Source organism: Streptomyces sp. MS06, assembly GCF_047200655.1.
GTDB lineage: Bacteria > Actinomycetota > Actinomycetes > Streptomycetales > Streptomycetaceae > Streptomyces.
The window spans coordinates 91,970-117,816 of the sequence record NZ_JBJZOJ010000018.1 but is presented as its reverse complement, the minus strand read 5'-3'; the positions used below and the strand labels follow the sequence as shown (position 1 = coordinate 117,816).

The following is a 25,847-nucleotide window of genomic DNA, read 5'->3' as shown; positions in this document are numbered from 1 at the left end:
GTCGGGTCGGACTGCGTCGGCGGCGGGCGACCGGCCCGGCGGGTCGTCCGCCCGCCGCCGACGCCGCCGCCCCTAGGCGATTCCGTCGGCCTCGCCGTACTGCGCGTCGCCCTCGCTCCACGGCCGGGTGACGGCGGCGGGGAGGGTGTTGAGGCGGGGCATCAGCTGGGCGGTGAGCAGGGTGGTCAGCGCGGAGGTGTCGGTGCCGGTGCCGTCGGTGCGGACCACCACGGGCTGCGGTGCCTTCCCGGCGAGCCGGGCGCCCACCTCCAGCCGCCGCCGGGCCAGTTCGTACTGCAGGACGGCCCGGTTGTCGCGGTAGGCCTGGGCGAGGGCGCGCTGCGCGCGGGCCTCGTTCTCGGCGGCGATGAGGCCGCTGCGGCCTCCGGTCTCGATCTCGAACCGCACCCGCTGGGCGTTGGTCTCCTGCTCCTCCAGCAACTGGGCGACCTGCTCGCGGGCCCGGTTCAGCGCGGCCTTGACCTCGACGATCCGCGCGTCGCGGACCTTCTTGGCCCGCTCGATGTCCATGCCCAGGCTGTCGATGCGGCGCTTGCGGATGAGCCCCCACTCCTGCTCGTACGCCTCGCGCTCCTTGGCGACCCGCTCCCGGGTGGCGAGGTGCTGCTGGTACTGCGTGGGCAGTTGGACGTCCGGGATGTTGCTGCCGGTGATGCGCACCCCGTAGCCGGACAGCTGGCGGTTGAGCAGTTCCTGCATGTCGGCCACGTCGGAGCCGCGCAGGTCGTAGGCGTGCTCGGTGCGCATCTTGCGGGCCCGCTGCCGGATCGCGTCCTGCACCGCGCTGGAGAGCACCAGGTCGAAGTTGCCGGCGCCGATGGTGCGGACGAACAGCACGGCGTCGGTGATCCGGAACTTCAGGAAGAACTCGATGGACCGCAGCGGCACGTTCTCCCGCGTGGGGCAGGCCATCACCGGTGCCGAGTACGGGATCTCGGTGGCCGTGTCGACGACGAAGTCGACCCGGGACCAGGGGTGCCACAGGTAGTGGCGGCCGGCGTCCAGGGTGCGGGTGACCGCGCCGTACCGGGTCAGCACACCGTGGGTGCCCTGCTCGATCTCGACAATGGAGGACCGCCACCACCACAGTCCGCCGATCAGCAGCAGCAGGACGCCGCCGACGTAGGCGAGGGTGGCCAGGGCGCCGTAGGCGAGGTCACCCGCGGACGTGTCGGCGTCCGCCTCGTGCAGCGACAGCATCACACCGGTGAGCAGCGTGAACACGCCCAGCCAGAGCGGGAGCATCCACCACAGGCGGCGCCGGTGGCGGGGGATGATGACGGGGATCAGGGTGTCGGCCTCGCCGCCGCGCAGCAGTCGCGCGATGTCGCTCCAGGGGGCGACCGCCTCGGAGATGACCGACCGGCGGTGGGTGCGTACGGTGCTCACTGGCCGGCCTCCTCGGACGGGTCGGAAGCGTGGAACGGTGCGGCCTCCTCGGCCGGGTCGGAGGCGTGGAACGGTGCGGCCTCATCGAACAGGTCGGAAGCGTGGAAGGCTCCCGCCTCCTCCGCCGGCCGGGGCACGGCGGCCCCGCCGCTCGGCGGCGCCTCGGGCGCCCCGGGCCCGCCGGGCGCGGCGGCCCCGTCGACCATCTGCGGCACCGTGGGCCGCTCGGCCGCCAGGAGGCCGTCGATCTCGCCCTGGCGGGCGGAGATCCGCTCGGCCACCTCGGTGAGGCGGGCCCGTACGGCGGCCATGTCCTCCTCGGTGAACAGCTCGGTACCGCGCTCGCCGACGAGTTCGCGCGCCACCTGGAGGTAGTCGATCCCGCCGTCGCCGTCCGACGCGCCGCCGATGCGGACCAGGCGGGGCAGGTGGTCGGCGATCTCCTCCAGCGTGTCGAGGACCTGCTGCTGGTAGCGGTACTCCAGGATCTCCGGCGCCTCCGCCGCGGTCACCGCGCGGATGTCGAGGGCCTGCGCCTCCAGCAGTGCCGCGTTGGCCTTCGCCTCCGACTCGGCCTGCACGTAGCGCTGGCGGGCCAGGGCCTCGGCCCGGTTGGTCTCGCGCTCCACGGCGGTGTCCATCTGCGCCTGGTACTGGGCGATGTCGGCCTGGATCGCGGACAGCGTCTCGTGGCTGGAGGCCAGTTCCCGGCTGAGGTCGCCCTCGTCCTGCTCCTTGCGCAGCTTGAGGGCGTACTCGTGGGTGTACGCCTCCTTGGCCATGCGCACCATCTCGGGGGCGGCCAGGTCCATGCGGTAGCGCTGGTCGGACGGTTCGGCGTGGGTGATGTTGGCGTTGGTCAGCTCGACCGCGGGACGGAACTGCTGGTTGAGCTGCTCCAGCAGCCGGCCGGTGTCCTCACCGACCATGTCGTAGATGCCGGAGGCCTCCTGCTCGTAGATCAGGCTGCGGATCGTCTCGCTGACGGCGTTGCTGAGCTTCTCCTCGAAGCCGCGCACCGCGCCCAGCGTGTAGACGAACTCGGTCGGGTCGCTGATCCGGAACTGGATGAACAGGTCGATCGACGCCTTGACGCCGCCCTTGGTCGGCGCCTCCCGCACGGGGGCGTTGAACGGGTACTCGCGGGTGGTGTTGACGATGTACGACACCCGCTTCCACGGGCTGAGCAGCACCACGCGGCCGGGTCCGACGACCTTCTCCAGCTTGCCGAAGCGGGTGATCATCGCCTGGGCGCCCTCCGGCACCATGACCATGCCCTGCCGCCACCACACGAAGCCGACGGCGAGCAGCGAGATGATCCAGTAGTGCACGCCGAACAGCGGGTTGGTGAGGACGTCCCCGCCGACCGCGCCGGTGACCGCGGCGCCGACCACGCCCAGTGCGAGCAGCAGCAGCACCGGCAGCATGGACAGCAGCGAACGGCCCTTGGGGATCACCATCGGGCAGATGGCGTGCGCCGCCTCCCCGTCCTCCCGGATCTGCTCGCTGCGGCCCAGCGCCTCTCCCGCCTCGTCCAGCGGGACCGTCTTCTGGTGCATGACGGTGTCGATGGAGCCGCCCTGCTCCCGGGCGGCCGGGAAGTCGGCCGGGTCGATGCCCTGCTCCTCGACCTCGTACTCGTCGCTCTCGTAGCCGCCGGCCTCGGTGGCCGGGGCGGCAGCCGTGCGTGTGCCCCGTCCGACCTGCCGCCGCAGTTCGTCCCGCGCCGCGGTCCGCGGATCGGTACCCGATGCGACGGACTCGGCGACGCGCCGCAGGGTCGCCTGCGCCCGCGCTCGTGCCACGGTTCCCCCTTGTGGTCCGGATGTGTGGTGTCTGTCCCTGCGACAGGTACGCCTGTGGTGCGTACGCGTGTGACGCAGCCGTCCGTGCTTCCGGTATCACCGGTGCCCGGGCGTGGATTCAGCCATTCCACACCATGGATCCGGTCAGGGTAAGGGCTGCACCTCCGCAGTCACCGCTCGGCGTTCACTGCCGGGGCCCGGCAACGAGACCGCACGGATGGGCCCGCACACTGCCCGAAAGAGCCCATGGCGGGAAGCCGGACGTACGGGCGACGGGGTGCCGGGCCAGGAAGGTGGGGTGGCGGTTCAGGAGGTGGTGGCGTGGCCCTCCGCGCGCGCCGCGTCGTCGGCGACGTCCTCCTGGCTGCGGTTGGCGTCCAGGTTGGCCTTGGCCCGCTCGACCCGCTCGACGATCTGCACGGAGGCGCGTTCCCGCTCCCCGCGCAGCGCCACGAAGCTGATCGGCGCCGAGACGACCAGGGCGAGCAGCGCGATCCACATGCCGTTGGAGGAGCCGAGGCCTCGGGGGGCGAGGCCGAAGTGGACGAGGCCCCAGACGACCACGAGGCAGCCCACGAAGATCCCGAGGCGCATCAGCGTGTAGCGGAGCATCTCAACCCACTCTTCCGATTCCAAAAGGGGACACAGCGGCATCGCCCAGTGAAGCACGCCCGGCGGCGGGCCGGGCGGGCGGGGGGCCTCAGGCCAGGGGGAGCAGCATGCAGACCTCGTCCCGGTCGTCGCCCGGCGCGACCCGGATCGCGCCGGGCACCCGGCCCACCTCCTTGTATCCGCAGGAGCCGTAGAACCGCTCCAGGCCGAGGCCGCCGCGGCAGGTCAGCCGGATCGCCTCGACGCCGTCGAAGGTGCGGGCCGCCGCCTCGGCGGACGCCAGCAGTTCTCGGCCGCACCCCTCGCCCTGGTGCCTCGGGTGCACCATGACGGTGTACAGCCACACCCAGTGGGTCATCAGCCGGTGGGAGTTGAAGGAGAAGAACGCGGTGGCGGCCACCCGGCCCGACTCGTCGTGGCCGACGAGCAGCCGCATCCGCCGCTGAGCCATCGCCGCGAGGTGCTTCACCAGCTGCGGCCGTATCACCTCCGGCGTCACCGGCGGCACGAAGCCCACGGCACCGCCCGCGTTGCTGACGTCGGCCCACAGGTCCAGGACACCGTCGCGCAGGTCGGGCGTGACGGCCGGATCGAGAGTGAAGGTAAGGGGCACATCTGCATAATAGTCCTTACGTCCGCCTGTCTCCGGGTGGCACGTGTCACGCAGAGACACACGCCACCCGGGGACATGGGCCGCACAGGCACGTGGGCGGTGCCGGCAGTTAAGCCGTTCGGGCCGGTGGCACGTGCCACTGCTCGGAACTACCGGCCCCGGGGCCACCGTCCGGCGGGTCGGTCCGCCGGACGGTGGCACGGCGTGTCTCACACCCGCATCGGCTGCGGCGAGTCGCGGCGCGCCGGGTCCGGGCCGTCGAACTCCCGGATGATCTCGTACCGCGTGTTCCGCTCCACGGGGCGGAAGCCGGCGTCCCGGATCAGCTCCAGCAGGTCCTCGCGGGTCAGCTTGTTCGGTGTGCCGAAGTCGTCGGCGTCGTGCGTGATCTTGTACTCGACGACCGAGCCGTCCATGTCGTCGGCCCCGTGCTGCAGGGCGAGCTGCGCGGTCTGGACCCCGTGCATCACCCAGAAGACCTTCACGTGCGGAACGTTGTCGAACAGCAGCCGCGAGACGGCGAAGGTCTTCAGCGCCTCCGCGCCGGTCGCCATCCGGGTGCGCTCCTGGAGGGTGTTGCGCACCTTGCCGTCCTTCAGGTCGACGAAGTCGTGCTGGTAGCGCAGCGGGATGAAGACCTGGAAGCCGCCGGTCTCGTCCTGCAGCTCACGCAGCCGCAGCACGTGGTCCACCCGGTGGCGGGGCTCCTCGATGTGCCCGTACAGCATGGTGCACGGGGTCTTCAGCCCCTTCTCGTGCGCCAGCCGGTGGATGCGCGACCAGTCCTCCCAGTGGGTGCGGTGGTCGACGATGTGCTGCCGGACCTCCCAGTCGAAGATCTCCGCACCACCGCCGGTGAGGGACTCCAGACCGGCGTCGATCAGCTCGTCCAGGATCTCGCTCGCGCTCAGCCCGGAGATGGTCTCGAAGTGGTGGATCTCGGTGGCGGTGAAGGCCTTCAGCGACACGTGCGGCAGCGCGGCCTTCAACTCCCGCAGCGAGCGCGGGTAGTACCGCCAGGGCAGGTTGGGGTGCAGGCCGTTGACGATGTGCAGTTCGGTGAGGTTCTCCGACTCCATCGCCTTGGCGAGCTTCACGGCCTCCTCGATGCGCATCGTGTACGCGTCCTTCTCCCCCGGCTTGCGCTGGAAGGAGCAGTAGGCGCAGGAGGCCGTGCACACGTTGGTCATGTTGAGGTGGCGGTTGACGTTGAAGTGCACGACGTCGCCGTTCTTGCGGGTGCGCACCTCGTGCGCCAGCCCGCCGAGCCAGGCGAGGTCGTCCGACTCGTACAGCGCGATGCCGTCCTCGCGGGTCAGACGTACGCCCGACCTGACCTTCTCCTCCAGCTCGCGCTTGAGCCCGGCGTCCATGCCGTCACCTCTTCCTGAACAGACCGACTGAAACCGTATCTCCACCGAGGTGCCCGGCGGCGCCCGCCCCTGCAGGAGGGCCTGCGCGCCTTACACCTCCTCGGGCAGTTCCCCGACCCGGTTCTCCCACTTGGTGGACAGCACGATGGTGGTGCGGGTCCGGGAGACGCCCTTGGTGCCGCTCAGCCGGCGGATGATCCGTTCCAGTCCGTCCACGTCGCTGGCCCGCACCTTGAGCATGTACGAGTCGTCACCGGCGATGAACCAGCAGTCCTCGATCTCGCCGAGGTCCTTCATCCGCGCCGCCACCTCCTCGTGGTCGGCGGCGTCGGAGAGGGAGATGCCGATGAGGGCGGTGACGCCGAGGCCGAGCGAGGCGGCGTCCACGGTGGCGCGGTAGCCGGTGATGACGCCCGCCGCCTCCAACCTGTTGATGCGGTCGGTGACACTGGGTCCCGACAGGCCGACGAGGCGCCCCAGCTCCGCGTAGGAGGCCCGGCCGTTCTCCCTGAGGGCCTGGATGAGCTGCCTGTCCACCGCGTCCATGCGATCGAAGCCTTCCGCTGAAGAGTTCCTGATGTACGAGAAGTGCGAGGGGTGAGTACGAGAAGCAGTAGAAGTAGAAGTAAGGAGTAGGAGGAGTACGCGAAGTGGGAGTGCGGGTGGGGTGAGTGCCCGGGGGCGCTCAGACGGTGCGGGTGCCGCCGCCGAGTTCGCCCTCCCACCGCCGGTAGAGGGTGTGCGCGACCCCGGCCGCGTCGAGTGCGCGTCCGGCGACGAAGTCCACCAGGTCCTGGATGTGCGTCGCGCCCGCGTAGAAGGCCGGGGACGCCGGGAGCACCGTCGCTCCCGCGTCGTCCAACGCCACGAGGTGGCGCAGCGTCTGGCCGGCCAGGGGAGTCTCCCGCACGGCCACGACCAGGGGGCGCCGCTCCTTCAGCGTCACGCTCGCCGCCCGCTGGAGCAGGTCCTTGGACAGGCCCAGCGCGACACCGGCGACGCATGCGGTGGAGGCCGGCACGATCAGCATGCCCTTGGCGGGGTACGACCCCGAGGACGGTCCCGCGGCCAGGTCCCCGGCGCTCCAGTACCGCACCCCGCTCACGTCCACCTCGAAGGTGCCCGGTTTGCCGTCGGCCCCGCGTGCCAGCCAGGAGCGCAGGTCGTCCTGCCAGTGCGCGTCCCGGAAGGAGATGCCCGTCTCGTCCAGCAGGGTCAGCCGGGAGGCCCGGCTGACCACCAGGTCGACGTTCTCCCCCGCCGCGAGCAGCGCGCGCAGCACGGCCGCCGCGTACGGCGTCCCGGAGGCCCCGGACACCCCCACGATCCAAGGCTTGCGCTGCATTTCTCCTGCGTTCACATCTTGAGGGTACCGGCGGGTCGAGCCGTACTCAGGACGGGCCGTGCCGGACGCGGGGGTGCCGCGGGGGTACGCGGCGGCGGCACCCCCTGCGCCGCCCCGTCCGGCCCCGCGCCGCCGCGCTACGGGGTGAGGCCGCGTACCAGCAGGTCGATGAGGGCGCACCCGAAGAGGCTGATCCCGATGAAGCCGTTGGTGCTGAAGAACGCCCTGTTCAGCCGGGACAGGTCGTGCGGGCGCACGATCGTGTGCTCGTACACGAACGCGCCGGCCACGATCACCAGGCCCAGCCAGAAGAAGGCGCCCGCACCGGTGGCGAGGGCGTACCAGACGAACAGGCCCGTGGTGACGGCGTGGCAGACCCGCGCGCCGTGGACGGCCGCCGGGATGCCGAAGCGGGCCGGCACGGACAGCACGCCGGTCTCGCGGTCCGTCTCCACGTCCTGGCAGGCGTAGATCAGGTCGAAGCCGCCGATCCAGATGCCGACCGCCAGTCCGAGGATCACCGCGTGCCACGACCACTCCCCGGTGATCGCGAGCCAGCCGCCGATCGGGCCCATGGCCTGGGCGAGGCCCAGGATGGCCTGCGGGAAGTTCGTGAACCGCTTGCCGTACGGGTAGACCACCATCGGCACCACCGCGATCGGCGCCAGCGCCAGGCACAGCGGGTTCAGCAGCGCCGCGGCGCCGAGGAAGACGACCAGGGCGATCAGTGCGCCGGTCCAGGCGTGCCGCACCGACATCGCGCCGGTGACCAGTTCCCGGTGGGCGGTGCGCGGGTTCCGCGCGTCGATCTCCCGGTCGATGATCCGGTTGACCGCCATCGCGAAGGTGCGCAGCCCCACCATGCACACCGTGACCAGCAGCAGCCGGCCCCAGTGGATGTTGCCGTCCAGCTCGTACATCGCGGTGAGCGCGGCGATGTAGGCGAAGGGCAGGGCGAAGACCGAGTGCTCGATCATCACCAGGCGCAGGAACGCCCTGGTCCGTCCCGGCTGGGGGATCGCCGCGGAGGCGCTGGTCACAGCCCGTACTCCTTCCACCGTTTCGTCACCCGTTCGGCAGTCTCCGGGTCGGACAGGACCATATCCGGCCAGCCGCCGTCCCGGGTGTAGCCCTCCTCCGGCCACTTGCGGGTGGCGTCGATACCCGCCTTGCCTCCCCAGAACTGCTGGTAGGAGGCGTGGTCGAGATGGTCGACGGGGCCTTCCGCGACGGTGAGGTCGCGGGAGTAGTCGGTGTTGCCGAGCGCCCGCCAGGCGACCTCGTGGAGGTCGTGCACGTCGCAGTCCGCGTCCACGACCACGATCAGCTTGGTCAGCGACATCATGTGCGCGCCCCAGACCGCGTGCATCACCTTCTGCGCGTGCTTGGGGTACTTCTTGTCGATCGACACGATGGCGCAGTTGTGGAAGCCGCCGGCCTCGGGCAGGTGGTAGTCCACGATGTCCGGAACGATGATCTTCAGCAGCGGGAGGAAGAACCGCTCCGTCGCACGGCCCAGCGGCCCGTCCTCCGTCGGCGGCCTGCCCACCACGATCGACTGGAGCAGGGGCCGCTTCCGCATCGTCACGCAGTCGATCCGCAGCGCCGGGAACGGCTCCTGCGGGGTGTAGAAGCCGGTGTGGTCGCCGAACGGGCCCTCCGGCAGCGTCTCGCCGGGCTCCAGCCAGCCCTCCAGCACCACCTCGGCCTGCGCCGGCACCTGCAGCGGCACGGTCCGGCAGTCGACCATCTCGATCCGCCTGCCCGCGAGGAACCCGGCGAACATGTACTCGTCGATGTCGCCGGGCAGCGGTGCGGTGGAGGCGTAGGTCACGGCGGGCGGGCAGCCGAACGCGATGGCGACGGGCAGCCGCTCCCCGCGCCGCGCGGCCACCTGGTAGTGGTTCCGGCTGTCCTTGTGGATCTGCCAGTGCATGCCGATGGTGCGCCGGTCGTGCCGCTGCAGGCGGTACAGGCCCAGGTTCCGCACGCCCGTCTCGGGGTCCTTGGTGTGCGTCAGGCCCAGGTTGAAGAAGGAGCCGCCGTCCTTCGGCCAGGTGAACAGCGCGGGCAGCCGGTCCAGGTCCACGTCGTCGCCGCGCAGCACGACCTCCTGCACCGGCGCGTCCTTGACCTTCCGCGGCGGGACGTGCGTCATCGCGCCGAGCTTGCCGAAGGCCTCCCGCACCCCGACGAACCCGTGCGGCAGCTCGGGCCGCAGCAGCCCGCCGATCTTCTCGCCGATCTCGCCGTAGGACTTCAGGCCCAGCGCCTTCAGCAGCCGCCGGTCGGTGCCGAAGACGTTCATCGCCAGCGGCATCGCGGAGCCCTTGACGTTCTCGAAGAGCAGCGCGGGCCCGCCGGACTTCTGCACCCGGTCGACGATCTCCCCGACCTCCAGGTACGGATCGACCTCTGCCTTGACGCGCTTGAGGTCGCCCTCGCGTTCCAGTGCCCTGAGCAGGGAACGAAGATCGTCGTAAGCCATGCGGTCCAGTATCCCCGAGCCGCTGCCCGGACCCCGTCACGGGGCCGGGGCACGGCGCACGGGCTGCGCGGAAGGGGCCCAGGAGGCAGGATCACCAGGGCACGGAGGTGCCGTCCCAGGAGAAGAAGCCACCGTTGGGGCCGTCGTCCGGCAGCAAAGCCAGGCGCAGGGCACCCTGCGCGGCCTCGGCGGGATCGCCGCCCGCGGACGCGGCCACGGAGTTGAGTTCGGTGGCCCGCAGGCCCGGGGCGAGCGCGTTGACCTTGAAGCCGTCCCCGGCGAGCGTCTGGGCGTAGAGGAGGGTCAGGGCGTTGAGGGCGGCCTTGGACGACCGGTAGGCGGCGGCGCCGCCGTTTCCCGGGGTGAACTGGGGGTTGGGGGTGGTGCTCCAGGTCAGCGAGGCGGTGCCGCTGGAGATGTTGACGATGCGCGGGCGCGGGGACCGGCGCAGGGCGGGCAGGAACGCGTCGGTCACCGCCACGACGCCGAACACGTTGGTCTCGTAGGTGCGCCGGTACTCGTCGATGCCGGTTTCGGCAGGCGGGGCGAGCGACGGCGAGATGCCGGCGTTGTTGACGAGCACGTCCAGGCGGTCGATCCGGGCCGCGGCCGCTGCGATGCCGTCGGGGTCCGTCACGTCGAGGTCCAGCGGGCGGGCCCCGGCGCCGATCTCCTCGGCGGCCTGCCGGCCGCGCCCGGGGTCGCGGGAGCCCACGTGCACGGTGAAGCCCTCGGCGGCGAGCAGGCGGGCGATATGCTTGCCGATGCCCTTGTTGGCACCGGTGACCAGAGCTGTGCGTTCGTTCATGCCCACCACGCTCCTCCGGTCGTGGGCGCCCTGCCAGGGACAGCCTGTACCAGGCAGCGGAGGAGGCGACATGGCGCGGCAGGAACTGGCCCGCTACCTGCGGGAGCGCCGCGCGGCCCTGCGGCCCCACGAGATCGGCCTGGTCGCGACGGGCACCCTCCGCCGCACGCCGGGCCTGCGCCGCGAAGAGGTGGCGGAGCTCGCCCACATGTCGGTCGACTACTACACGCGGCTGGAACAGGCCCGCGGGCCGCGGCCGTCGGCCCGGATCCTGGACGCGCTGTCCCGCGCGCTGCGGCTCGCGCCGGCCGAGCGCAGCCACCTGTTCCGCCTGGCGGGCACCAGCCCGCCGGCCGGCGTCAGTGCCGTGCGGCGGGTGCGTCCGCACGTGGCCCGGATGCTGGAGCGGCTGCCGGAGACCGGCGCCCTGGTCACGGACGCGGCGTACGACGTCGTCGCCTGGAATCCGCTGGCCCAGGCACTGCTCGGGCCGGATCTCGGCGGCGGGACGACGAACCTGGCCCGGCGCCGCTTCCTGGGCCGGGGGCGGAGGTACGAGGGCTCCAGCGCCGAGGAGTTCGGGCACATCGTCGTGGCGCGGCTGCGCCGGTCCGCGGACCGCTATCCGCACGATCCGCGGCTGGCCGCCCTGGTGGCCGAACTGCACGCGGGCAGCGAGGAATTCCGGCAACTCTGGGAGGCGCGTCCGGTGCACGCCCCCGGGCACCGCACCAAGGTGCTGAACCATCCGGAGGTGGGCGCGCTCCGGCTGAACTGCGACGTCCTGCTAGTACCCGAGGACGACCACGAGGTCGTCCTGGTGACGGCCGACCCCGGCACACCGGCCGTGCGGGCCCTGCGCACTCTGGCCGGGCAGGCCGGCTGACAGAACGGCCGGTCCTCGGAGCCGGAACCCGTCCGGGGCACGACCGCCTCCCGGCTCAGCGCCCCCGCAACGCCCCGGTGAACGCCGCCCAGGCCGAACGGCGCACCAGCAGCACCGGCCCACCGGACCCCGCCTTGCTGTCACGCACGGGCACCACGCCGGGGAAACCTGGGGCGATTTCCACGCAGTTGCCGCCGTTGTCTCCGCTGTAGCTGCTCTTGATCCAGTCCAACGCGCCGAGTTCCTGACTGTTCATGGTGCTCGTACGCCTCCATCGCCTCACCGATCAGAGCAGCGGACTCCCGAGCTGACGGGGCGTCCGCCCGGAGCACATCATAGGCCTGGAAATGCCTCTGATAGAGGGCCGGATCGTCGCTGAAGTGGCCACGGTCGAGGGACTCGGAGTACACCCAACGGTGCCCGTCGGACAGCTCGATCAAGGACATGGAGGCGTTGGGACGCACTAGGTTCGGCTCCACGGCCGGGGCTACTTGGATACGGATGTTGGCACGCCGTCCGGTGCGCAGGAGGTGTGCGCACTGCGCCCGCATCGCGGCCGCACCCCCCACCATGGTCCGCAGACAGCTCTCGTCCAGTACGACGACGTACAGGGGACCTCCATCCACGAGAAACCGTTGCTGTCGGCTCAGCCTTGCCCGCACGCGTTCCTCAACCTCGTCAGCGCGCGTGAGCCGACGCGAGAACAACGCCCGCGCGTACTCCTCGGTCTGCAACAACCCTGGCACCACCCGCTCCTGGTACTCCCTCAGCGCCGCCGCCTCCGCGTCCATCTCGGCCCGGCGCCGGAACCAGTCCGGATGCTCCACCTGCGGATACCAGTCGACCCGGCCCCACAACCGCCCCAGCGCCCCGCTCGTTCCGAGGGCTTCGTCGCACGTCTTGGCGAAGACGTCCGACGGCACCCGGGCGCCCGCCTCCACGCGGGCGACGTAGGAGCGGTCGCAGGGGATCCGCCGGGCCAGCGCCTCCTGGGTGAGCAGCGCCGACTCGCGGAAGTGCCGCAGCAGTTCGCCGAACAGAACGGCATTCGTGGTCACCGGCGCCCCCTCCGTGACAGTGCCCCCGTGGCACGCGTCCACCATTGATACGGACGGTTCCCATAGGCCACCCTCGATACACACAGAGTGACGAAGTCGGTGCGGAGTGGACATGCCTGAGCGGATCGCACAAGAGATCGAATCCGGAACGCTCGTCTTCGACATCAGGTCGGACAAGGTCGGCGAGTACCGGGGGCAGGCCGGCCCGTACGCGATGCTGAGGCCGGTCGGCGGAGGCCGGGAGTGGGAGGCCGACCCGGCACTGGTCCGCCCTGCGACGCAGCGGGAGCGCCTCTACGCGCGCGTGCGGGCGGCGAACGCCCGTTCCGGGGAGAGGGGCGCGGGAACCGGGCCCGGGCAGGATCCGGTTCCCGCGCCGCCGTCCCCCGTCCCCGGTTGCCGGACCTGCGCGGACCTCTCCGTGTGCCGGTACGAGGCCCGCGCGGTCGGCGACCGGAGCGCGGAGACCGACGCGAACGTGCTGCTGCGGCGGCACCTCGGCCGCAACCACGCGGACCCTCCGCCCGCGCGCACCCGCCGCCGCCTCCGGTACGTGCCCTACGTGATCGCCCAGGACGCCACGGCGGAGCCGGAGTACGAGGCCCGCTGCGTCTCGGGCGACGAGGCCGACTGCGGCGCGGTCTCCGGCCCGCACCCGGACCCGGCCGGGGTGGAGGAGTGGCAGCGCCGCCACACGCAGGACACCCGGCACACCCGCTACCGCCGCACGTTCGCCGACTACGCCGTCCTGGAGCGAGCGTGACCTGCCCTCGTCGGAACCTCTGGCCCTGGCTCACCGCAGATGCCGCCCGGCAGCTAGTGGTCGGCCGGCTCGCACTCGGCCGGCGGTCTTCGGCGGAGCGGGCTGTCCGGCTTCACCTGGATGCCGGACGGTTGTCGTGGTCGTGGTCGTGGTCGTGGTCGTGGTCGGCGGACGCACTCACATTCGTTCCGGTGCCGAGACACCGAGCATCTGCAGCCCGTTGTGCAGCACCAGCCTGCTGGCCTCCGTCAGCCACAACCGGGCCCGGCTGCGGTCGTCCGGGGCTTCGCCAGCCCGTGGCAGGACCCGGCAAGCGTCGTAGAAGCGGTGGTACGTGCCGGCCAACTGCTCCAGGTAGTGCGGGACCCGGTGCGGTTCGCGCAGCGTGGCGGCGGTCGCCACGACCTGCGGGAACTCGGCCAGCATGCCCAGGAGGTCGACCTCCCGCTCGTGGGTGAGCAGAGAGGGGTCGAAGTCCTGCGGCGCGCCCCTGTCGATCCCGGCTTCATCCGCCCTGCGCTGCACGGCGCGCGGCCGCGTGTGCGCGTACTGGACGTAGTGGACGGGGTTGTCGTTCGACTGCCGGGTGAGCAGGTCGATGTCGAGGTCGATCATCGCATCCACGCCGGCCCGTGCGAGCGCGTACCGCGCGGCGTCGACGCCGACCGCCTCGACCAGGTCGTCGAGGGCGAGGACCGTGCCCGCCCGCTTGCTCATCCGGACCGGCTCCCCGTCCTTGACCAGGTTGACCAGCTGGCCGATCAGGATCTCCAGGTGCGTGTCCGGATCGTCGCCGAAGCAGGCCGCCATGGCCCGCATCCGGCCCACATAGCCCGCGTGGTCGGCGCCGAGCATGATGACGACCCGCTCGAAGCCCCGGGACCGCTTGTTGAGGTAGTACGCGCAGTCCGCGGTGAAGTACGTCCACGAACCGTCGCTCTTCCTCAGGACCCGGTCCTTGTCGTCACCGAAGTCCGTGGTCCGCAGCCAGACCGCGCCCTCGACCTCGAAGACGTGACCTCCTTCCCGCAGGCGGGCGACAGCGGCGTCCAGGTCGCCCCGGTCGTGCAGGTCCTTCTCGTTGAAGTAGACGTCGAAGCGGGTACCGAACGCGGCGAGGGACGTCCTGATCTCGTCGAACATCAACGCTGTGCCCTCTGTTCGGAAGGCTGCGAGCGCATCCGCCTCCGGCAGTTCCAAGGCCCCGGGCTGCCGAAGCAGGACCGCGGCGGCGATGTCCTCGATGTACGCGCCGCTGTAGCCGTCCTCGGGCACCGGAGCGCCCTGCGCCGCGGCCAGCAGCGAACGGGCGAAACGGTCGATCTGCACACCGGCATCGTTGAAGTAGTACTCCCGCGACACATCCGCGCCCGCTGCCTCGAGAAGCCGGGCGAGCACGTCGCCGACGACCGCCCACCGGGCCCCTCCGATGTGCACCGGCCCGGTGGGGTTCGCCGAGACGAACTCCAGATTGAGCCGGAGGCCGCCCAGCCGGTCTGTACGGCCGTAGGCGTCACCAGCCAGGACGATGTCGCGCGCGAGGGCACCGATCGCTGCGCTTTCCAGCGTGATGTTGAGGAATCCGGGGCCCGCGACCTCGGCCTTCGCGACTCCGTCGGCCTCGCTCACCAGCGGGGCCAGCACTTCGGCGACCGCGCGGGCGGGCAGGCCGGCGGACCTGGCGAGTTGCATGGCGACGTTGGTCGAGTAGTGGCCGTGGCTGCGGTGGCGGGCGCGCTCCACGCGGATCTCCTCGGGCACCTCTGCCGAGATGCGTCCGGACTGGATGGCCGTGTGTACGCCGTCGGAGATGACGGCGGCGAGATCTGCTGGAGTCACGGCGGCGACGCTACCGGGGCGGTCGCCGCTGTTGACACCGATTATCCGGGCGGCCGAGGCCGACGTGGTCGTTCTCGCCGAACGAGGACCGAGCCGATGCGCATGCGGTCCGGACGTACGACCTCCGCCTCGGGTCCGACTCACCTGCCCCGTAACGGACTTGCGGCTCCCGCCGTCCCCGGTGGCTAATGGTTGTCACTCAGTAACGGGGAATCACCCCATACCTCAGGGGACTTGAACATGGAGAGAACCGAGACGGCGCCGGGCTACCCGGACATCCCGCCGCCACCGCCCATGCCGCCGCAGGCCCTGGCCGGGATCGATCTGCGGGTCAGCAAAAGGCTGCTGTGGGTCGGCGGAGCCGCCTATCCGCTGCAGAACATCGCCCGGGTGTACACCTTCACCCTCACCCCGCGGCGCAAGGACGCCACCATGCTGTTCCTGAAGCGCCTGGCGATCATCCTGTCGGTGGCGTTCGCCCTGACGATCCTGGGCGGTCTGACGAGCCTGGCCGACAAGAGCGCCGCCAACGGGATCCTGACGTTCGTCTGGCTGGGTGCCGCGGCGGCGCTCGTCTACAGCGTGATCGAGTGGGGGGCGGTGCTGTCGGCGCCGGCGCACCACGTCCTGACGGTGGAGACCTCCGGTCCGTCCGTGGCGATGGTGACCAGCCGCGATCCGCGCCAACTCGACCAGCTGGTCGGCACGATCGTGCACGCGATCGAGAACCCCGGGACCGAGTTCACGGTCAAGGTGGACACGCTCGCCATCAACCCGAGGCACTACCACTTCGGCGACAGCGTGAACATGTACGGCGGTACGGGCAACGTGGGGGTCTCACACGGATGAGCGGCGACAGCACCTACATCTTCGGCGACAACGTGAACATGCACGGAGGGAGCGGCAACACCGGCATCGTCAAGGGCCGGGTCGCGTCGTCCGGCGCGGCGCCGGCCGACCCCGCGCTGGAGGCCGCGGTCCGGGAACTCCTGGACGCGGCCCGCGTGTTGCGCGGACAGGTACCCGCGGCGAGCGCCCAGGCCATCGACGACTCGCTGCCGGACATCACCGCCGACGCCACCGCGCCGACGCAGGAGCGGCACCGTGCGCTGATGGCGGTGGCCGGGATCGCCGCCACCGTCGGGGCCGTGGGGCAGCCGGTGGCCGAGGCCGTGAACCGGGTCCTCGCGCTGGTGAGCGGGCAGTAGTCCGGGGGCCGGCCCGGGCCGCTGCCCGGGCCGGCCCTCCCGAGGCGCGCGTCACCGGTGGTTCAGGCCGCGGTGGCGAGTGCGACGAGGTGACGCGCGGTGCCGGCGGGGTCGACGATCTGGTGCAGGTGCGCGCCGGGCGAGTGCGCCACGTTCCAGCCGCGTGCGCGCGCCTCGGCGGCAGGGCCGTCGTAGGGCGGGCCGAACAGCAGGTAGGAGCAGGGGTGGTCGTCCCAGCCCGCGGGGACCGGGACGAGCTGCTCGTAGTAGGACAGCGGCAGGCTCGGCTGCTCGGCGACCACGCTCCGCCGCACCACCGGGTCGGGGAACATCGGGGCGATGTCCTCCTCGTCCCACCAGTCGGTCCAGCGGGGAAGCCTGCCGCCCGCGCCGGCGGCCATCGGGCGGAGGAACTCCAGGAGTTCCGGTGCGGCTACCGGGGTCGGCCCGGTCCGGTCCGGCAGCGCGGCGTCGACGAAGACGGAGGCGCTCACCGCATGGTCCAGGCCCGCGCGGATCGTCGGCAGGAACAGGCCCGCGTTGCTGTGCACGACCAGCGTGACGGGTCTGTCGGCGGGGACGTCGCGCAGATCGTCGCGGACGGCTTCGGCGATGCGCGGCCAGAACGGCGGAGCACCGGCGGCGACGTGCAGCAGGGACGGGACCCGCACCCGGTGTCCCGCCGCCGTCAGGTGTTCGGCGACGGGATGCCAGGTCGAGGGGCCCACGGACGGGCTGTGCACGAGAACGAGGACCGGATCCATACGTCGATCCTCCCGCCCGCACCGACCGGGCGCGACCGAATCGGCTGACAGCAGAGCGCCGCTCTCCACCGCGCGCCGGATCCGGGGCCGCGCCCCGAACGTGTCCGGCCGCGTCACCCACCTCTCCGGTCAGCACGTCTAGGCGGGCGGACTCTCGGAGCGAGACGACGGCTGCCACCACTCAACCAATCGTTCGAATCGGGTCCGCCAGGCCTGCTCGGTCTGCTGCTCGCCCCGGAACTCGTGGGTGAAGCGGAGGACGGAGCCGTTCTCGCCGTCGCGTTCCAGGTGGAAGCGGATCCGGCCGCCGTCCTCCACGCTGTACTCGGCGACCCGGTCCACGTCCCACGCGGTGACCCGGCCCGTCCCGAGGTCCCGCAGCGCGACGAGACCGCCGAGCCGGGGTTCCAGGACGTCGGCGGTGGTGCACCAGGCTGCCAGTCCCTCCTGGGTGGAGAGCGCCGGCCAGACCTTCTCCATGGGCTGGGGAAGGCGCACCAGGAAGTGCAGGATGTGCGTCGCCCCGCGGGTCTGGCTGGTGCCCTGTTCGATGGATCCGGTCATGGCTCCAGCGTGCCTCCACATCAGGCGAAATGCACCCCTTACAGGCGCTGACCTGGGGATATCTCACTGTGCACGACAGGCAGCCCCGGGACCCGGCCGGTCAGCCCGCCGGCCGGCCGGAGTCCGGGGCCGGCGGCTCAGACGCCCGCGTAGGAGTGCTTGCCGGAGACGAAGATGTTGACGCCGTAGTAGTTGAACAGCCAGCAGCCGAAGGCGATCATCGCCAGGTAGGCGGCCTTGCGGCCCTTCCAGCCGGCCGTGGCGCGGGCGTGCAGGTAGCCGGCGTAGGCGACCCAGGTGATGAACGACCAGGTCTCCTTCGGGTCCCAGCCCCAGTAGCGGCCCCAGGCGTCGCCGGCCCAGATCGCGCCCGCGATGATCGTGAACGTCCACAGCGGGAAGACGGCCGCGTTGACGCGGTAGGCGAACTTGTCGAGGGAGGAGGCCGCGGGCAGCCGGTCCAGGACCGAGTTGGCGAACCGGCCCGGGGTGCCGCCGCCGGCCAGCTTGCTCTCGTAGGAGTCCTTGAACAGGTACAGGATCGTCGCGACCGCGCCGACGTAGAAGGTCGCACCGCAGATGATCGCGGTGGAGACGTGGATGTACAGCCAGTACGAGTGCAGCGCGGGCACGAGCTGGTCGCTGGCGGTGTAGAGGACGGTGACGGCCAGGCCCAGGTCGAGCAGGACCGTGGTGGTCAGGAACAGGCCCAGCCAGCGGACGTTCTTCTTCAGCACCAGCAGAGCGAGGTAGACGGCGACGGCCACCGTGGAGAAGGTGATGTTGAACTCGTACATGTTGCCCCAGGGGGCACGCTGCACGGACGCCGCACGCGCGATCACCCCGCCGAGTTCGACGAGGAAGGCCAGCACGGTCAGCGAGATCGCGATCCGGCCGTAGAGGTCGCCCTGCTCGTCCCCGCCGTGCGCACCCGGACCGTCGGGCACGTCGCGGGAGCCGGCCGAGGAGCGCACCACGACCTCGGGCCGCTCCAGCACGGCGGTACCGCCGGCCTTCTGCACGGTGACGGCAGGCGCCTTCCGGGCCTGCGGCTGCTCCGCGCGCGTCGCGGTGAGCGCGGCGGCGGTACGGCCGACCTTGCTGCGGCTGCCGAACAGCCACTCGGCGATGTACGCGAGGAAGGCCAGCGTGTAGACGGCCATCGACGAGTAGACCAGCGTGTTGCTGATGTGCGCGAGGTGTTCGTTGGTCGCGGCGGCCAGTTCGGTTGCGGCGGCGGGTGTCACTGCTGTTCAGCCCCTTCGGCAGGTACGACTGCGGAGTCGTGGGGGTCGTCTCCGCGATCGGGGTCGGAAGGCGCGTCCTCGGTGGAGGGCGCGTGCTCGGTGGAGGGCGCCTGCGCGGTGGAGGGCGCCTGCTCGGTGGAAGGCGCCTGCTCGGCGGTCGGCGCCTGCTCGGCGGAAGGGGCGTCCGGACCGGACGAGTCGCCCGGGTCGCCGGGGCCGTCCGCGTCGTCCGGGGTGTCCGGGGCGGGGGCCTGCGACCAGAGGCGGCCGGCGAGGTCGCCCAGCTCCTCGGGGACCTTGGCGGACTCGCTTCGGCCCAGCCCGCCCATCTCGACGACCGTGACGCCGTCCTCGCCGCGGACCGCCCGCACCCAGACGCGGCGGCGCTGGATGAACAGGGACCCGGCGAGGCCGAGGATCGCGGTGAGCGCACCGGCCAGGGCCCAGCCGCTCGCGGGCTGGCGGGTCACCTGGAAGCCGGCCCACTCCTGGACGCCCTCGAAGGTGATCGAGCCCTCTCCGTTCGGGAGCTTCATGGTCTCGCCGGGCTTGAGGTTGGCGCGGGCCTGCTTGCCGTCGGCGTCCTTGAAGCCCTTCAGGTGGGACTTGTCGAGCTGGTACACGCTCTGCGGCAGGCCGGAGTTCACGCCCAGGTCCCCGTGGTAGGGCTCCAGGTTGAGCAGCGGGTTCAGCAGGGCCGGGAACTGGGAGCCGGCCTCGGTGCCGACGCCGCCGTAGGTGGGGTAGAAGAACGCCTTGACGCCGATCTGCTCCGTCCCGCCGGCGGCGTTGCGGTAGCCGTCCATCACCTTGATGGCGCCGCTGGAGGTGACGTTGCCGTCGAGCGGCAGCATGGGGACCGCCTGGTGGTTCATGACGATCTCGCCGCGGGCGTCGCGGACCGTCATCACGGGCGCGTAGCCGTGGCTGACCAGGTAGACCTTGGAGTCGCCGATCTCCAGCGGCTCGTTGACCTTGATGGTGGTCGCCTTGTCCCTGCCGTAGGCGCCCACGCTGTAGACGATCTTCGCCTGGAAGGTGCGCGGGGTGCCGCGGTTGGGGCCGGTGAGCTCGTAGGTGCCCTGGAAGTCCTTCAGGGTGAAGCTGAACGGTTCCAGGTCGTCCTGGGAGAAGAGGCTGCCGGACTTGAAGTCGTCGTACTGCGTGAGGGTGTTGGTGAAACCGTCGCCCTCGACGATCAGCTTGTCGCCTTCGGACTTGTAGAGCTGGCCCCAGGCGAAGGCGACCAGCATCACGATCAGCGCCACGTGGAAGGCCAGGTTGCCCACCTCGCGCAGGTAGCCCTTCTCCGCGGCGACCGCGTCACCGGTGGCGTGGGCGCGGAATCGGCGCTTCCGCAGCAGGGCGAGGGCGGCCGCGCGGACCTCCTCCGGCTCGGCCGCGGTGCGCCAGGTGGTGTACGCGGGCAGCCGGGTCAGCCGCTTGGGCGCGGCCGGCGGGCGGCCGCGGAGCTGGCCGACGAACTGCCAGGTGCGCGGGACGATGCAGCCGATGAGGGAGACGAACAGCAGGATGTAGATCGCGGAGAACCACACCGAGCTGTAGACGTGGAACAGGCCGAGCTTGTCGTAGACCGGTGCGAGGGCGGTGTGCTCCTTGCGGAACGCGGCGACCTTGGTTGCGTCGATGCCGGTCTGCGGGATCAGCGAGCCGGGGATCGCGGCCAGCGACAGCAGCAGGAGCAGCAGCAGCGCCACCCGCATGGAGGTGAGCTGCCGCCAGAACCAGCGCACCCAGCCGACGACCCCGAGGGAGGGCAGCCCGGGCAGTTCCTCCTTGGGGGCGGTGGAGAGCTGGGAGCCCGCGGCACCGAGGTCGTGCTCCTCGGCCGCGGCCCGGTCGGGGGACGGGGCCGGGGCCGGGTCGGAGGCGGTGGACTTGCTCATCGATCAGATCCCCACAGTGAAGCCGTTGGACCAGGTCTGCATCTCCTGCACGATGCGGTCCCACGCGCCGGTCAGCAGCAGCAGCCCGGTCACGATCATCATGGTGCCGCCGAGGCGCATCACCCAGACGTAGTGGCGCTTGACCCAGCCGAAGGCGCCGAGCGCCTTGCGGTAGGCGACCGCGGCGAGCACGAACGGCACCCCGAGGCCGAGGCAGTAGGCGACGGTCAGTATGGCACCGCGTCCGGCGCTGGCCTGCTGCATGGCGAGCGACTGCGCGGAGGCGAGGGTGGGCCCGACGCAGGGCGTCCAGCCGACGCCGAACAGGGCGCCCAGCACGGGCGCGCCGATCAGCCCGCCGGCCGGGCGGCGGTGGAAACGGAACTCCCGCTGGGTGAGCCAGGGCATCAGGCCCATGAAGAACACGCCCATGAGGATCATGACCGCGCCGAGCACCGTGGACAGGGTGTCCTTGTAGCTCTGGAGGGTCTGCCCGAAGAACCCGAACAGCGCTCCGCCGGAGACGAACACGGCGGTGAAGCCGAGGACGAACAGGGATGCTCCCGCGACCATGCGGCCGCGCCGGGCCTCGGCCAGGTCGGTGCCGCTGACGCCGGTGACGTAGGAGAGGTAGCCGGGGACGAGCGGCAGCACGCACGGGGAGAAGAAGGAGATCAGCCCGCCGAGCACGGCAACCGGCAGGGCCACCAGCAGGGCGCCGTTGAGCACCGTTCCGTTGTAGCCGTCGGCGGCCAGCGTGGACACTGCGGTCACGTCACTTCTCCGCGAGGACCGGCTCGACCATGCCGCGCAGCTTCTCCTCGCTCAGTGCCTGGAGCGCGCGGGCCGCGATGTTCCCCTCGCGGTCGATGACGAGCGTGGAGGGGATGAGCTGCGGGTTGAGCGTGCCCTTCCGGAAGCGGAGCATCAGCTTGCCCGTCGGGTCGTACAGGCTCGGGTAGGTGACGCCGTACGACTTCTCGAAGGCGCGGGCGGGCGTGGTGCTGGTGTCGCGGGTGTTGATGCCGACGAACCGGACGCCCTGGCCCTTGGTGTCCTGGTAGACCTTCTCCAGGTTCTTCGCCTCGGCGCGGCACGGCCCGCACCAGGAGCCCCACACGTTGACGACGAGGACCTTGCCCTTGTAGTCGGCGGTGCTGAGCTGCTTGCCGTCGATGGTCTCGCCGGACAGCTCGGGGGCCGCGTTCCGCTTGCCCTTCGCCACGGTGGCGATGCCGTTGTCGCCGGTGATGAAGTTGGTGTCGCCACCGCCGCCGGAGGTGCCGCCCGAACTGCATGCCGAAAGGATCAGGGTGCCGGCCGCCGTCGCGGCGGCGAGCAGGACGGCGCGGCTGCGGGTGCGGCGGCTGCGGTACGAGCGCTGGGGGGCGCGGTGGGCGGCACTCATGTGAAAAGTTTCGCATGCCCGTTCCAGCGATCTCCGGCACCCCCCTTGTCGGGGAAACCGCGCATTTCAGACCGGCTGCGACGGCCCGGAGGGGCGGCCGGCGCGAGCGGCCGCCGGGGGCGGCCGCCACGGGCAGGCGAGCGGGCGGGCGACGGGCGGCACGGGAGGCACGGGAGGCGGGCGGCACGGGAGGCGGGCGGGCGGCGCGAACGCCGCCCGGCTGCACTCAGGCCGCGGTGAGGGCCGACCAGCCGCCGACCGGACTCCGCCCGACGTCCAGGGTGCGCAGCGCGTCGAGCACCTCGGGCTTCTGGACGTCCATCCAGTCCGCGAACTGCTTGAAGGAGACCAGGCGCACGTCCGCGCCGTTGTCCCGTTCCCGCGCGATGTGCTTGACGGTCTCCTCGACGGCGTCCATGTAGATGCCGCCGTTCCACTCCTCGAAGTGGTTGCCGATGAAGAGAGGTGCGCGATTTGTCTCGTACGCCCGTTTGAAGCCGGCCAGGTAGCACTCCTGGGCCTGCTTCCGCCAGGCGGGGTAGTGGTAGGCGGGCGCCTTGGTGGAGTTGTGGGACTGGTTGGCCAGGATGTTGTAGTCCATCGAGAGCACCTCGAAGGTGTGCCCGGGGAAGGGGAGCTGCTGCAACGGCACGTTCCACACACCCTGCTTCTTGTGCGGCCACACCTGCAGGCCGCCCGGCGAGGACGCGTCGTAGCGCCAGCCCAGCTCACGGGCGGTCGGCAGCAGGTTGTCCTGGCCGAGCAGGCAGGGAGTGCGGCCGCCGACGAGCTCCTTGTCGTAGTCGAAGGGCAGCGGCGGCACGTCGGTCCAGCCGGTGTTGGTGCGCCACTCCTTCACGAACGACTTCGCCTGGTCGATCTCACTGCGCCACTGCTGCGGCGTCCAGTGGGCGACCGAGCCGCGCCCGGTGCAGAAGTGCCCGTTGAAGTGGGTGCCCACCTCGTGCCCCTCGAGCCAGGCGCGCCGCACGCCGTCCAGCGTCAGCCGGATGTGCTCGTCGGTGAGGTAGCCGATATCGGAGGCGCCCGGCGGGTTGTTGGGCGGGTGGTACATCCGCTTCTTCGCCTCGGGCAGCAGGTACAGCCCGGACAGGAAGAAGGTCATGCTCGCGCCGTGCTCCTTGGCCAGGTCGAGGAAGCGCGGGAAGAGGCCGTTGCCGACCTCGCCGGACCCGTCCCAGGAGAACACCACGAACTGCGGGGGCCGCTGACCCGGCTCCAGCGGCTGCGGCGGCTCGGGCTGGTGGGGCTGCTTGCCGGTGTAGGAGGTGGAGCCGTCGCCCAGGGGCCGGGCGGGGCGGCCGGTCGGCGACGCAGCGGCCGAACCCGGACCGCCCCTGCCCGAGCCGCCCGCGCTCGGACCCGAACCGCCGCTACCGGAACCGGACGGGCGGTCCGGCCCGTCCGACCCGGTAGGGCCGCCGCATCCGGCGAGCGTGGCGGCGGCCGCGCCCGCGCCGAGTCCGAGCATGCCCCGTCGAGTGAGAGCGTGCATTGCTTCCCCGATCGTCTCGTCCTCTTCTGTCACATAGTCAGAGCACAGGATGAACCGGGAGGTTCCCGACTTCCAGCAGCGAACCGGCAATAAATGTTACAAGTTTGTCATAGTGCGTATCTCAGGCACCGAACGCCTTCCCCTTCCCCTTCACCGGCTTGGCACCGGGCAGGAGATGGGCCGGGACCAGGTCGCGGGCCGGCTCGGTGTAGCCGACGGACACGATCCGGTCACCCCGGTAGGTGAACGTGGTCAGGGAGGCGAGCGAGCACTGCCGCCGCCGCGGGTCGTGCCACAGCCGGCGCCCCTCCACCCACGACCGCACGATCCAGATCGGCAGCTGATGGCTGACCAGCACCGCCTCATGGCCGCGCGCCTGGTCCCGGGCCGCGTCCAGGGCGCCCTTCATCCGCACCACCTGGTCCACGTAGGGCTCGCCCCACGACGGCTTGAACGGGTTGACCAGGTGCTTCCAGTTGTCGGGCTTGCGCAGCGCGCCGTCCCCGACACCGAAGGTCTTGCCCTGGAAGACGTTCTCCGCCTCGATGAGGCGCGCGTCGGTCGCCAGGTCCAGCCCGTGCGCCTTGGCGATCGGCGTCGCCGTCTCCTGCGCCCGCTCCAGCGGGGAGGCGCACACGTACGTGACGTCGCGGGAGGCCAGGTGCTCGGCGACCCGCTCGGCCATCTGCCGCCCGAGCCCGGACAGGTGGTAGCCGGGCAGGCGCCCGTAGAGGATGCCGTCCGGGTTGTCGACCTCGCCGTGCCGCATCACGTGGACGACGGTCAGGTCGCCGTTGCTTCCGGTGGTCACGCGGTCGCCTCCGCAGCGGCTCGGGCCGCCGCCGGAAGGGCGTCGGCGATCTTCTGGACGGCCCGCTCGTCGTGCGCGGCTGAGACGAACCAGGACTCGAACGCCGACGGCGGCAGGTAGACGCCGTCGGCCAGCAGGGAATGGAAGAAGGCGGTGAAGCGGAAGGACTCCTGCGCCTTGGCGTCCTCGTAGCCGCGCACCGGCCGGTCCGTGAAGAACACGGAGAACATGTTGGAGGCCGTCTGCACCCGGTGCGCCACACCCTCCTTGGTGAGCGCCTCGGTGACCAGCGACCGGATCTGCGCGGAGACCGCGTCCACGGTGTCGTACGCGGCCTGGTCGAGCAGCCGCAGCTGGGCGAGGCCCGCGGCCGTGGCGACCGGGTTCCCCGACAGCGTGCCGGCCTGGTAGACCGGCCCGGCGGGCGCCAGGTGCGCCATCACGTCGGCGCGGCCGCCGAACGCGGCGGCGGGGAAGCCGCCGCCCATCACCTTCCCGAAGGTCATCAGGTCGGGCGCGACGCCGTCGACGCCGTACCAGCCGGCCCTGCTGGTGCGGAAGCCGGTCATCACCTCGTCGGAGACGTACAGGGCGCCGTTCTCGGCGCAGGCGTCCCTGAGCCCCTGGTTGAAACCGGGCAGCGGCGGCACCACGCCCATGTTCCCGGGCGAGGCCTCGGTGATCACGCAGGCGATCTCACCGGGGTGGGCGCGGAAGGCCTCGTGCACGGCGTCCAGGTCGTTGTACGGCAGGACGATCGTGTCGCCCGCCTGGGCGCCGGTGACACCGGGGGTGTCGGGCAGCGCGAAGGTCGCCACCCCGGAGCCGGCGGAGGCCAGCAGCGAGTCGACGTGGCCGTGGTAGCAGCCGGCGAACTTGACCACCTTGGCCCGCCGGGTGAAGCCGCGCGCCAGCCTGATCGCCGACATGGTGGCCTCGGTGCCGCTGGACACCAGCCGCACCTGCTGCACCGGCTCGACCCGGGCGACGATCTCCTCGGCGAGTGCGACCTCGCCCTCACCGGGCGTGCCGAAGGAGGTGCCGCGCGCGACGGCCGCCTGCACGGCGGCGATCACCTCCGGGTGCGCGTGGCCCAGGATCATCGGCCCCCAGGAGCAGACCAGGTCGACGTACTCGCGCCCGTCGGCGTCGGTGAGGTAGGGACCGTTGCCGGACACCATGAACCGGGGCGTGCCGCCCACGGCCCGGAAGGCGCGCACCGGTGAGTTCACGCCACCCGGCGTGACGGCGGCCGCACGGTCGAACAGTGCCTGCGAGGCAGGCGCTTCATAGGGATACGGCGATCCTGCATGGGGCGATTCGCTCATGACCTGCGACTTCTCCGACCTGTTCCGCCGCTCTCGGCTCCGGTTGCTGGATGACCTCCTCAGAGTAGGCCAGCGGATCCCGGGGGCGGCGGGG

26 protein-coding genes are annotated in these 25,847 nt (G+C 71.4%); 4 read left to right on the top strand and 22 right to left on the bottom strand.

What is annotated here, in order from left to right:
- Window positions 1-72: 72 nt before the first annotated feature.
- From ACL02U_RS12710 to ACL02U_RS12665, 10 genes are all read right to left on the bottom strand, one after another.
- On the bottom strand, window positions 73-1,410 hold the full coding sequence (locus tag ACL02U_RS12710; RefSeq protein ID WP_412790854.1) for an SPFH domain-containing protein: 1,338 nt from the start codon (window positions 1,408-1,410) through the stop codon (window positions 73-75).
- Window positions 1,407-3,215: an SPFH domain-containing protein gene (locus tag ACL02U_RS12705; protein WP_412790853.1), complete on the bottom strand. Its 1,809-nt coding sequence runs from the start codon at window positions 3,213-3,215 to the stop codon at window positions 1,407-1,409. The genes ACL02U_RS12710 and ACL02U_RS12705 overlap by 4 nt, the downstream gene beginning before the upstream one ends.
- Before the next feature lie 306 nt (window positions 3,216-3,521).
- On the bottom strand, window positions 3,522-3,827 hold the full coding sequence (locus tag ACL02U_RS12700; protein WP_412790852.1) for a DUF4229 domain-containing protein: 306 nt from the start codon (window positions 3,825-3,827) through the stop codon (window positions 3,522-3,524).
- Window positions 3,828-3,915: 88 nt separating this feature from the next.
- On the bottom strand, window positions 3,916-4,440 hold the full coding sequence (locus tag ACL02U_RS12695) for an N-acetyltransferase family protein (RefSeq protein ID WP_412790851.1): 525 nt from the start codon (window positions 4,438-4,440) through the stop codon (window positions 3,916-3,918).
- Window positions 4,441-4,649: 209 nt separating this feature from the next.
- Window positions 4,650-5,813 (bottom strand): aminofutalosine synthase MqnE, encoded by a 1,164-nt coding sequence (gene mqnE / locus ACL02U_RS12690; protein ID WP_412790850.1) that lies wholly within the window; start codon window positions 5,811-5,813, stop codon window positions 4,650-4,652.
- A 90-nt stretch (window positions 5,814-5,903) separates the two neighbouring features.
- The gene (locus ACL02U_RS12685; RefSeq protein ID WP_412790849.1) at window positions 5,904-6,359 is read right to left on the bottom strand and encodes an Lrp/AsnC family transcriptional regulator; all 456 of its coding nucleotides are present in this window, start codon (window positions 6,357-6,359) and stop codon (window positions 5,904-5,906) included.
- Between the two features lie 139 nt (window positions 6,360-6,498).
- Window positions 6,499-7,158, bottom strand: a complete 660-nt coding sequence (locus ACL02U_RS12680; RefSeq protein WP_412790863.1) for a UbiX family flavin prenyltransferase — start codon at window positions 7,156-7,158, stop codon at window positions 6,499-6,501.
- A 137-nt stretch (window positions 7,159-7,295) separates the two neighbouring features.
- Window positions 7,296-8,198, bottom strand: a complete 903-nt coding sequence (gene mqnP, locus ACL02U_RS12675; protein ID WP_412790848.1) for a menaquinone biosynthesis prenyltransferase MqnP — start codon at window positions 8,196-8,198, stop codon at window positions 7,296-7,298.
- On the bottom strand, window positions 8,195-9,646 hold the full coding sequence (locus tag ACL02U_RS12670; protein WP_412790847.1) for a menaquinone biosynthesis decarboxylase: 1,452 nt from the start codon (window positions 9,644-9,646) through the stop codon (window positions 8,195-8,197). The genes mqnP and ACL02U_RS12670 overlap by 4 nt, the downstream gene beginning before the upstream one ends.
- Before the next feature lie 91 nt (window positions 9,647-9,737).
- Complete coding sequence (locus ACL02U_RS12665; RefSeq protein WP_412790846.1) at window positions 9,738-10,454, bottom strand: SDR family oxidoreductase; 717 nt, start codon at window positions 10,452-10,454, stop codon at window positions 9,738-9,740.
- A gap of 70 nt (window positions 10,455-10,524) precedes the next feature.
- Between ACL02U_RS12665 and ACL02U_RS12660 the strand changes: the two genes are divergently transcribed.
- Window positions 10,525-11,340: a helix-turn-helix transcriptional regulator gene (locus ACL02U_RS12660; protein WP_412790845.1), complete on the top strand. Its 816-nt coding sequence runs from the start codon at window positions 10,525-10,527 to the stop codon at window positions 11,338-11,340.
- 55 nt (window positions 11,341-11,395) lie between these two features.
- On the opposite strand, the gene ACL02U_RS12655 is transcribed toward ACL02U_RS12660, so the two are convergent.
- Window positions 11,396-11,524, bottom strand: a complete 129-nt coding sequence (locus ACL02U_RS12655; protein WP_412790844.1) for a DUF397 domain-containing protein — start codon at window positions 11,522-11,524, stop codon at window positions 11,396-11,398.
- On the bottom strand, window positions 11,481-12,380 hold the full coding sequence (locus ACL02U_RS12650) for a helix-turn-helix domain-containing protein (protein ID WP_412790862.1): 900 nt from the start codon (window positions 12,378-12,380) through the stop codon (window positions 11,481-11,483). Before ACL02U_RS12650 ends, ACL02U_RS12655 begins: the two co-directional genes overlap by 44 nt.
- A 130-nt stretch (window positions 12,381-12,510) precedes the next feature.
- Here ACL02U_RS12650 and ACL02U_RS12645 point away from each other — a divergent pair, with 130 nt between their 5' ends.
- Window positions 12,511-13,161, top strand: coding sequence for a hypothetical protein (locus tag ACL02U_RS12645; protein ID WP_412790843.1), 651 nt, complete (start codon window positions 12,511-12,513; stop codon window positions 13,159-13,161).
- Window positions 13,162-13,338: 177 nt separating this feature from the next.
- Here the strand turns inward: ACL02U_RS12645 and argS are convergent, their stop codons facing one another.
- Window positions 13,339-15,000 carry an arginine--tRNA ligase gene (argS, locus tag ACL02U_RS12640; protein ID WP_412790842.1) on the bottom strand — a complete coding sequence of 554 codons (1,662 nt, stop codon included), beginning with the start codon at window positions 14,998-15,000 and terminating at the stop codon, window positions 13,339-13,341.
- A 240-nt stretch (window positions 15,001-15,240) separates the two neighbouring features.
- Here argS and ACL02U_RS12635 point away from each other — a divergent pair, with 240 nt between their 5' ends.
- Together ACL02U_RS12635 and ACL02U_RS12630 are read left to right on the top strand one after the other, a co-directional pair.
- Window positions 15,241-15,849 carry a DUF6232 family protein gene (locus ACL02U_RS12635; RefSeq protein ID WP_412790841.1) on the top strand — a complete coding sequence of 203 codons (609 nt, stop codon included), beginning with the start codon at window positions 15,241-15,243 and terminating at the stop codon, window positions 15,847-15,849.
- Window positions 15,846-16,208, top strand: a complete 363-nt coding sequence (locus ACL02U_RS12630; protein WP_412790840.1) for a hypothetical protein — start codon at window positions 15,846-15,848, stop codon at window positions 16,206-16,208. The genes ACL02U_RS12635 and ACL02U_RS12630 overlap by 4 nt, the downstream gene beginning before the upstream one ends.
- 62 nt (window positions 16,209-16,270) lie before the next feature.
- Here ACL02U_RS12630 and ACL02U_RS12625 read toward each other — a convergent pair whose 3' ends face one another.
- The 9 genes from ACL02U_RS12625 to hemL all read right to left on the bottom strand — a co-directional run bounded on the left by ACL02U_RS12625 (window position 16,271) and on the right by hemL (window position 25,753).
- Window positions 16,271-16,972, bottom strand: coding sequence for an alpha/beta hydrolase (locus ACL02U_RS12625; protein WP_412790839.1), 702 nt, complete (start codon window positions 16,970-16,972; stop codon window positions 16,271-16,273).
- Between the two features lie 138 nt (window positions 16,973-17,110).
- A complete protein-coding gene (locus tag ACL02U_RS12620) occupies window positions 17,111-17,536 on the bottom strand; it encodes an SRPBCC domain-containing protein (protein WP_412790838.1) in 426 nt (141 codons plus the stop codon).
- A gap of 137 nt (window positions 17,537-17,673) precedes the next feature.
- A complete protein-coding gene (ccsB, locus tag ACL02U_RS12615) occupies window positions 17,674-18,783 on the bottom strand; it encodes a c-type cytochrome biogenesis protein CcsB (RefSeq protein WP_412790837.1) in 1,110 nt (369 codons plus the stop codon).
- A complete protein-coding gene (locus tag ACL02U_RS12610; protein ID WP_412790836.1) occupies window positions 18,780-20,690 on the bottom strand; it encodes a cytochrome c biogenesis protein ResB in 1,911 nt (636 codons plus the stop codon). The genes ccsB and ACL02U_RS12610 overlap by 4 nt, the downstream gene beginning before the upstream one ends.
- 3 nt (window positions 20,691-20,693) lie before the next feature.
- Window positions 20,694-21,464: a cytochrome c biogenesis CcdA family protein gene (locus ACL02U_RS12605; RefSeq protein ID WP_412790835.1), complete on the bottom strand. Its 771-nt coding sequence runs from the start codon at window positions 21,462-21,464 to the stop codon at window positions 20,694-20,696.
- Between the two features lies 1 nt (window position 21,465).
- A complete protein-coding gene (locus tag ACL02U_RS12600; RefSeq protein ID WP_412790834.1) occupies window positions 21,466-22,098 on the bottom strand; it encodes a TlpA family protein disulfide reductase in 633 nt (210 codons plus the stop codon).
- A gap of 226 nt (window positions 22,099-22,324) precedes the next feature.
- Window positions 22,325-23,614, bottom strand: a complete 1,290-nt coding sequence (locus ACL02U_RS12595; RefSeq protein ID WP_412790861.1) for a hypothetical protein — start codon at window positions 23,612-23,614, stop codon at window positions 22,325-22,327.
- Between the two features lie 121 nt (window positions 23,615-23,735).
- The gene (locus ACL02U_RS12590; RefSeq protein ID WP_412790860.1) at window positions 23,736-24,383 is read right to left on the bottom strand and encodes a histidine phosphatase family protein; all 648 of its coding nucleotides are present in this window, start codon (window positions 24,381-24,383) and stop codon (window positions 23,736-23,738) included.
- Between the two features lie 38 nt (window positions 24,384-24,421).
- Window positions 24,422-25,753 (bottom strand): glutamate-1-semialdehyde 2,1-aminomutase, encoded by a 1,332-nt coding sequence (hemL, locus tag ACL02U_RS12585; protein ID WP_412790833.1) that lies wholly within the window; start codon window positions 25,751-25,753, stop codon window positions 24,422-24,424.
- Between the last annotated feature and the right edge of the window lie 94 nt (window positions 25,754-25,847).